1 protein-coding gene is annotated in these 259 nt (G+C 44.0%); it reads left to right on the top strand.

What is annotated here, in order from left to right; translation table 11 throughout:
* Positions 1 to 259, top strand: a 259-nt coding sequence (locus AAEY83_RS16360; protein WP_351060724.1) for an aldehyde dehydrogenase family protein, incomplete at both ends; no start/stop codon positions are given.

The following is a 259-nucleotide window of genomic DNA, read 5'->3' as shown; positions in this document are numbered from 1 at the left end:
AAACGGCAGAAGTAATTGTCGAAATTCTTAAAGATGCCGGTTTACCAGATGGCGTATATAACAATGTATTTGCTACCAATGATCAAGCCGCAACTATCATCGAAGACAGCAGAATACAAGGCATCTCATTAACAGGTTCTGAGCGTGCAGGACAAGCAGTTGCTAAAATAGCAGGCGGCGCCCTTAAAAAGGTCGTTTTAGAGCTTGGGGGTTCAGATGCCTTTATCGTTGCAGCAGATGCTGATATTGAGCAAGCAGT

Source organism: Psychrobacter sp. TB20-MNA-CIBAN-0197 (assembly GCF_040309765.1).
Lineage (GTDB): Bacteria > Pseudomonadota > Gammaproteobacteria > Pseudomonadales > Moraxellaceae > Psychrobacter > Psychrobacter submarinus.
This window is presented reverse-complemented; position numbering and strand designations above follow the sequence as displayed.